At 71.3% G+C, this 6,740-nt stretch carries 6 protein-coding genes; 4 read left to right on the forward strand and 2 right to left on the reverse strand.

What is annotated here, in order from left to right; genetic code table 11:
• The first annotated feature begins 8 nt into the window (after positions 1-8).
• The 3 genes from Q8W67_RS22965 to Q8W67_RS22975 all read left to right on the forward strand — a co-directional run bounded on the left by Q8W67_RS22965 (position 9) and on the right by Q8W67_RS22975 (position 3,287).
• Positions 9-1,253 carry a D-alanyl-D-alanine carboxypeptidase family protein gene (locus Q8W67_RS22965; protein WP_305550118.1) on the forward strand — a complete coding sequence of 415 codons (1,245 nt, stop codon included), beginning with the start codon at positions 9-11 and terminating at the stop codon, positions 1,251-1,253.
• Between the two features lie 10 nt (positions 1,254-1,263).
• Positions 1,264-2,007, forward strand: coding sequence for a dTMP kinase (tmk, locus tag Q8W67_RS22970; RefSeq protein ID WP_305550120.1), 744 nt, complete (start codon positions 1,264-1,266; stop codon positions 2,005-2,007).
• Positions 2,008-2,234: 227 nt separating this feature from the next.
• Positions 2,235-3,287: a DNA polymerase III subunit delta' gene (locus Q8W67_RS22975; protein ID WP_305550128.1), complete on the forward strand. Its 1,053-nt coding sequence runs from the start codon at positions 2,235-2,237 to the stop codon at positions 3,285-3,287.
• 250 nt (positions 3,288-3,537) lie between these two features.
• Here the strand turns inward: Q8W67_RS22975 and Q8W67_RS22980 are convergent, their stop codons facing one another.
• On the reverse strand, positions 3,538-4,029 hold the full coding sequence (locus Q8W67_RS22980) for a GFA family protein (protein WP_305550122.1): 492 nt from the start codon (positions 4,027-4,029) through the stop codon (positions 3,538-3,540).
• A gap of 50 nt (positions 4,030-4,079) precedes the next feature.
• On the reverse strand, positions 4,080-4,907 hold the full coding sequence (locus tag Q8W67_RS22985) for an EamA family transporter (protein WP_305550124.1): 828 nt from the start codon (positions 4,905-4,907) through the stop codon (positions 4,080-4,082).
• 146 nt (positions 4,908-5,053) lie between these two features.
• Between Q8W67_RS22985 and Q8W67_RS22990 the strand changes: the two genes are divergently transcribed.
• Positions 5,054-5,950 carry a LysR substrate-binding domain-containing protein gene (locus tag Q8W67_RS22990; protein ID WP_305550126.1) on the forward strand — a complete coding sequence of 299 codons (897 nt, stop codon included), beginning with the start codon at positions 5,054-5,056 and terminating at the stop codon, positions 5,948-5,950.
• The last annotated feature ends 790 nt before the right edge of the window (positions 5,951-6,740 follow it).

Genomic DNA, 6,740 nt, shown 5'->3' on the forward strand with positions numbered 1-6,740 from the left:
CAACGGCGATGCGCAGGACCCTTCTGACCCTTCTCGCGGCCGCCTGCGCGCTGGGGGCCGGCCTCGCCTCCGCGGCGGCGCAGAGCTTCCAGACGGCGGCGCCGCACGCGATCCTGATCGACGCCGATTCCGGCTCGGTGCTGTTCGAGAAGGCCGCCGACGAGCGCTTCTCGCCGGCCAGCATGGCCAAGCTGATGACCACCGACATCGTGTTCGAGGCGCTGAAGTCGGGCCGGCTCTCGATGGATACCGAGTTCACCGTGACCGAGGACGCGTGGCGGCGGGGCGGGGCCGGCGGCGGCGGCTCGTCGATGTTCGCGCAGGTCAACAGCCGCATCAGGATGTCGGACCTGCTGCGCGGGCTGGTCGTGCAGTCGGGCAACGACGCGGCGATCACCATCGCGGAGAACATGGCCGGGTCGGAGGAGGCGTTCGCCGGGCTGATGAACCAGCGCGCCAAGGAGATCGGGCTGACGAACTCGAGCTTCCGCAACGCCACCGGCTACGCGGCGCCCGACCAGAAGGTCACGGCCCGGGACATGGCGAAGCTCGCGATCCACATCATCGACACCTACCCGGACCTGTACAAGATCTTCTCCGAGAAGGAGTTCACCTGGAACAAGATCCGCCAGCAGAACCGCAACCCGCTGCTGGCGCTCGATATCGGCGCGGACGGGCTCAAGACCGGCTACCTGGAGGAATCCGGCTACGCGCTGACGGGCTCGGCGGTGCAGAGCGGCCAGCGCCTGGTCCTGGTGGTCTCGGGGCTCAAGACCGCCCGGGACCGCGCCTCCGAGTCGCGCAAGCTGATGGAGTGGGGGTTTCGCGCGTTCGAGCCCCGGCAGATCTTCGCGGCGGGCGAGACCGTGGCCGAGGCCTCCGTGTTCGGCGGCCAGGCCGGCTCCGTGCCCCTGGTCTCGAAGAAGCCCGTGCGGGTCCTTCTGCCCCGCGGCTCCAGCGACCGGGTGAGCGCCAAGGTGGTCTATACCGGGCCGCTCGTCGCGCCCGTGCAGGAGGGCCAGCAGGTCGGCGAGCTGCGGATCCAGCGCGGCGACACGGTCGCTCTCGACCAGCCGCTCTACGCCGGCGCGGCGGTGGAGCCCGGCACGCTGCCGCAGCGGGCGATGGACGCGGCGCTGGAATTCGGCACCGGGCTCGTGCGCAAGGCCTTCGACCGGGCGGGCAAGGGCGGACCCAAGGGTGACGTGAAGGGCGATGCGAAGACCGGCGACAGGGCGACGAACCCGTCGTGACCGCGCGCTCGTGATCGTGCCACGCTTCGAGGATCCCGCGGCGGGGCAGGGGGCGCCGGCGGCCTTCATCACCTTCGAGGGCGGGGAGGGGGCCGGGAAGTCGACCCAGGTCGCCCGCCTGGCCGCGACCCTGCGGGCGCGCTCGGGGCGGGGCGTGTGCGTGACCCGCGAACCCGGCGGCTCGCCGCGGGCCGAGGAGATCCGCGCGGCTTTGCTCGGCGGCGTCGCCAGGCCCTACGGCCCCTTCGCGGAGGCCCTGCTGTTCTGCGCCGCCCGGATCGACCACCTCGACCGGCTGATCCGGCCGGCGCTCCGCCGGGGCGAGACCGTGCTGTGCGACCGCTTCATCGACTCGACCCGGGCCTACCAGGGCGCCGCGGGGGGCCTCGATCCGGGGGTGATCGCCGCCCTGGAGCGGGTCGTGGTCGGCCCGACCCGGCCCGACCTCACCCTGATCCTCGACCTGCCGCCCGAGGCCGGCCTCGCCCGCGCGGCCGGGCGCGGCGCCGGGAGCGGGCAGGGGGCCGACCGGTTCGAGGCCGAATCCCTCGATTTCCACGCCCGCCTGCGCGAGGCGTTCCTGGCGATCGCCCGGGCCGAGCCGGAGCGCTGCGCGGTGATCGACGCGAGCCGCGACCCCGATTCGGTCGAGGCCGCGATCCGCGCCATCGTGGCGGCCCGGCTGCCGGGCCTGCTGCCGCCCCAGGGCGGGATCGACACGGGGGCCGAGGGAAGCCGCGGCGATGCCGCCTGAGCTTTCGGACCGGCGCGGCCCGGGCCATAAGAGCGCCCGACAAGACGCCCGATCACCTGATCGCGACGGCGCAGCGGGCGTTCTGTGAGGGGCACGACAGCCGTTCCCGAGCGCGTTGCGATCGGGAACGGCTCCAAGTCCTCGATGCAACGCGCTCGCTTGCGCCGAACCGGTATCCGCTTCGGCGGCGGGCGCTCTGAGCTGATCGCCGGATGAGCGGGACTCCCATGCGCTACGCCGACCGCGCCGCCGACGACGTCGAGCCCGGAGACCTCCCCGGCATCCCGCGCCCGCGGGAGACGCAGGCGCTGGTCGGCCACGAGGCCGCCGCCGCTGCCTTCGGGGCGGCGATCGCGGAGGGGCGCCTGCATCACGCCTGGCTGATCGGGGGCGCCCCCGGCATCGGCAAGGCGACGCTGGCCTACCGGGTCGCGCGCCGCCTGCTCGCCTATCCGGCGGGCGGCGGCCCGGCCGGGCTCGACGTGCCGGAGGGCGACCCCGTCGCCGGCAAGGTCGCGGGCCTGTCGCATCCGAACCTCGTGGCCCTGCGCCGCCACCGGACCGCCGGCGCCAAGGCGCTGCCGACCAAGATCTCGGTGGACATGGTCCGCCGGGCGCTGGACCTGTTCGCCTCGACGGCCACCGATTCCGGCTGGCGGGTCTGCATCCTCGACAGCGCCGAGGACCTGAACGCCAACGCCGCCAACGCCCTGCTCAAGGTGCTGGAGGAGCCGCCGCCCCGAGCCCTGTTCCTGATCCTGGCCCACCAGCCCGGCCGGCTGCTGCCGACGATCCGCTCCCGCTGCCGGGCGCTGATGCTGCGCCCCCTCGCGGCCGAGGCGGTCGCCCGGGTGGTGCGCGGGCTGCCCGAGCCGTTCCCGCAGCCCGACGAGGCCGCCCTCGCCCGGGCCGTCGCCCCGTGCGAGGGCTCGGTCGCCCGGGCGCTGGCGATGCTCGATCCGGTCACGGCCGGGCTGGTGGCGGAGGTGGAGACCCTGCTGGCCCGGGCGCGCACGCCCGACTGGGGCCGGGTGCTCAAGCTCGCCGAGACCCTGGCGGGGCGCGACGCGGAAGCGCGGTTCGAGGCCGCCCAGGACGCGGTCCAGCGCTTCGTCTCGGCGGAACTCCACCGGCGCCGGGACGAGCCGCCGGCCCGGCTCGCGGCCCTGGTCGAGGTCGCCGAACGGTTCGGCCGTGCCGCCCGGGACGCCGCGATCTACAATCTCGACCGGCGCCCGGTGGTGCTGTCTCTGTTCGGCGACCTCGCCGAGGCTCCGTAGGACGCGCCGTCATCCGGGGCGCCGAAGGCAGGGCCGGAGCCGAAGGGGGCCGCCCGAGGCGGGCGATCGCGTGGCCGAGATCCGGCGCGTGGTGCCGGCCGCTTGCGACACAACGCGGTCAGAGACGTGGGCTTCCTCACCCACTGAGAACCGGGCATCGGACAAGGGTGCGAGCCGGAGGCATCGCGCCCATCACCCAATAGATGCGGCCGCAGGCGGACGGACCCGACACGACCTTCGCGAGCGCTGGCTATGCAGGGCGACCTTCGCCCGTCCGAAGGAGGTTCGCGGAGCGACCGTCGTCTGACCGCGACGGTTCGTCAGCCGGGATGAAGCGGAGCGTTCCGGCGCGGCGGGTGGGCTTGCCGGTGTCGTTCGTGTGGTTGATGCCGTCCATGACGGGCACCTCCGGGAAATCGAACGGGCTCACCCCGTCGAGGCAGGCGACGTTCACGGCATAGAGGTTCCGCTCGGACCGGCGCTGGTGGTGCGCGCAGATCCCGCAACGGGAACAGAAGAAGTGCTCCGCCGAGCCGGTATGGAAGCGGTAGCGCGTCAGCGCATTCTCGCCCCGCTCGAAACTGAGGCCGCCCCACGCCGCCATGGCGACGATGGCGCCCCGCATCCGGCAATAGGAGCAGGTACACCGGCGGATCGACGTGAAGCCGTTGATGAGGGTCACCTCGAAGCGCACCGCGCCGCAATGACATTGGCCGTTCCGGACCCTTCTGTCGCCCGTCATGTCGTAGCGCTTCCCTTCGGATCATTTCCATGGGCCGGCCGCCGGGGCACTCAGGCCGCCAGGCAGGCGACCCCCGACGCGATGGCGAGGCAGGAGGCGATCCGGCGTGCGGTCAGGTCCTCCTTCAGGAAGATCCGTCCGATGATCGCGGCATAGACTACGCTGGTCTCGCGCAGGGCCGAGACGACACCCATCGCGTCGTATTGCATCGCCCAGATGACGATGCCGTAGGCGAGGATGGAGACGAGGCCGCCCGCCAGCGCCGATACCGTCTGCGCTCCCGTATAGGCCGGGGGCCTCCCGCGCAGGGCGAGGAAGATCGGGGGCATCGTCACGCTCCACAGCAGGAACATGCCGTTGGCGTAGGCGACGCTGTCCCCCGACAGCCTCACGCCGATGCCGTCGACGACGGTGTAGGCGCCAATCAGGACGCCCGTGGCGAAGGCGGCGGGGAGGAAATCGGCCCTCACCCGGCTGCGCTGGAAGGCGAGCGAGACGATGCCGCCGGAGACCAGGGCGATGCCGACAGCGGTCGAGATGCCGATCGCTTCCTGGGCGAAGACCACCGCGCCGAGGGAGACAAGGACGGGGGATGAGCCCCGCGAGATCGGGTAGGTCTGGCCGAGATCGCCCGAGCGGTACGTGCGCACCAGGGACAGGTTGTAGGCAGTGTGGAGGAGCGCCGAGGCGATCAGGTAGGGCCAGCTGGCCGGTTTGGGCCAGGGCAGGACCATCGCCCCGACCGCCGTGACGCAGGCGACGGCGACCATCATCAGCGTCATCGACCACAGGCGGTCGCTGCCGCCGCGCAGCACCGCGTTCCAGCCGGCATGAAGGACGGCGGCGCAGGTCACGCAGGCGAAGACGAAGGGGGTCATGCGGCACCCCCGACCCCGCTGCGGCTCCGGTGTGGAGGATCGAACAAGGGCAGGCACTCCGAAGAGCAGATGCGATAGGTTGCCTATCGTGTCATGCGGCCACAAACCATTTGTTCGGCTATCTTCGAGCAGAAAATCTCACGCGTATGCGGCGTATCCTTCCTTCCCTGAATGCCCTGCGTGCCTTCGAGGCCGCCGCGCGCCTCGGCAGTTTCAAGGCGGCCGCGGGTGAGCTGGGCGTGACTCACGGCGCCATCAGCCAACAGGTGCGTCTCCTCGAAGATTGGCTGCGCGCGCCGCTGTTCGAACGGCACAACCGGCGCATCGTGCTGACGCCCGCTGCGCGCGCCTATCTCTCGGAGGTGGGTCCCGCATTTGATCGCGTTGCCGCCGCGACGGCGGGATACGGCCGCAATGACGTTGCCGTGCTTCGGGTGAACGCACCAGCGACCTTCGCCCTGCGCTGGTTGATCCCTCGGCTTGCAAGCTTTCGGGAGCGATATCCCGAGATCAGGGTCAGGGTTGAAACGTCCAACCAAGCTCTGGAAGCCTTGCCTGACGTGTACGAGGTCATCATTCGGGGTGGTCCGGACTCGTTCTATGGCTACGCAATGCGTCCTTTCCTGTCCGAACAGCGGCTGCCGGTCTGCAGTCCCGCCCTGCTCAGCCGGTTGCCGCTCCAGACCTTCCAAGACCTGAAGCGTCACACGCTTTTGCATACGCTGAGTCTTCCGAGGCTCTGGGACGATTGGCTGTCTGAGGCTGGCATCTCGGGTCTCGAAACAGACGCAACGCTGACCCTGGACCATTTCTATCTCACGCTTCAGGCCGCCCTGGACGGCATCGGCATCGCTATGGGTCCCACGGCTTTGATAGCAGACGACCTGGCCCAAAGGCGCCTTGTTGCTCCTTTCCCCGGCCCGTTCCTCCCGGCTCGCACCTATTGCACGTACGTCCGTGCGAGTAAGACTGCGGGCGATCCCACTTCTGCTTTCCTGTCTTGGATTGAGCAGGAAGGAAACATGTCTGCACATGAGCGGTGACGACGATCTGGCCGCCTCGATACCCGTCCGCCACCAACCTCTGAATCACGGGGGGATCCACCCGAACGCATCGGTGCGGCAATCCACCCATCGCAGACCTCGCGCATGGGTCCCCGCGTCAGGTTTGGCCCACGGGACGCATCGTCGGCGCAGAGGCCTGGCGCGTCGGCGGCTCTGGATCCCGGGCTCCGCTGCGCGGCCCCGGGACGACGGGGCGCAGGCGAGGGGGGAGCAGGGCGACAGCCCACCTCCGGGATCGGCGAAGGGCCTCGAAGCCCGGCGGGAGCCGCACGCCGACTTGACAATGTTCCTATTTTGTGCTCATTAGCCGCCACCTGTTCCCCGGCGCCGCGGGGGTGATCCCGCAGCGCTCGGTTCGGGGCCGTCCCGGTGGCTGACCGGGCGGGCTCGGGGCGACAGGGCGGTGCCCGCGTCGGTGGCTCTCAGCCGCCATCGCCCCGGGCGGCGTGCCGGTACGGGGCGTGTCTCGGATGCGGGCGTGAGACCGGGCGGCCCTTTGCCCGGCGGGGTGCGGAAATGCCCCCGCGCCGACCCGGGTCTGGGCCGACCCTGAGCGACCTGCGGACCCGCCCACTACGAGGCGGGGGGCGGCTGGAAGGCCACGGCGGTGATGCGGGTTCCGGAGGCCGAAAGCCTCGTCCGAGACCGCTAACACGGAGTCGCAGGATCGGGGCGCCGCGAAGACATCGCGACGAGAAAGACGGCACCGGCCGGGGACCAGGCCCGTCCGATGCCGCGGGACGCCGCGGGGATCGGATCCCGCGCGTCT

This window comes from Methylobacterium sp. NEAU K (assembly GCF_030700285.1).
In the GTDB taxonomy this organism is placed as follows: domain Bacteria; phylum Pseudomonadota; class Alphaproteobacteria; order Rhizobiales; family Beijerinckiaceae; genus Methylobacterium.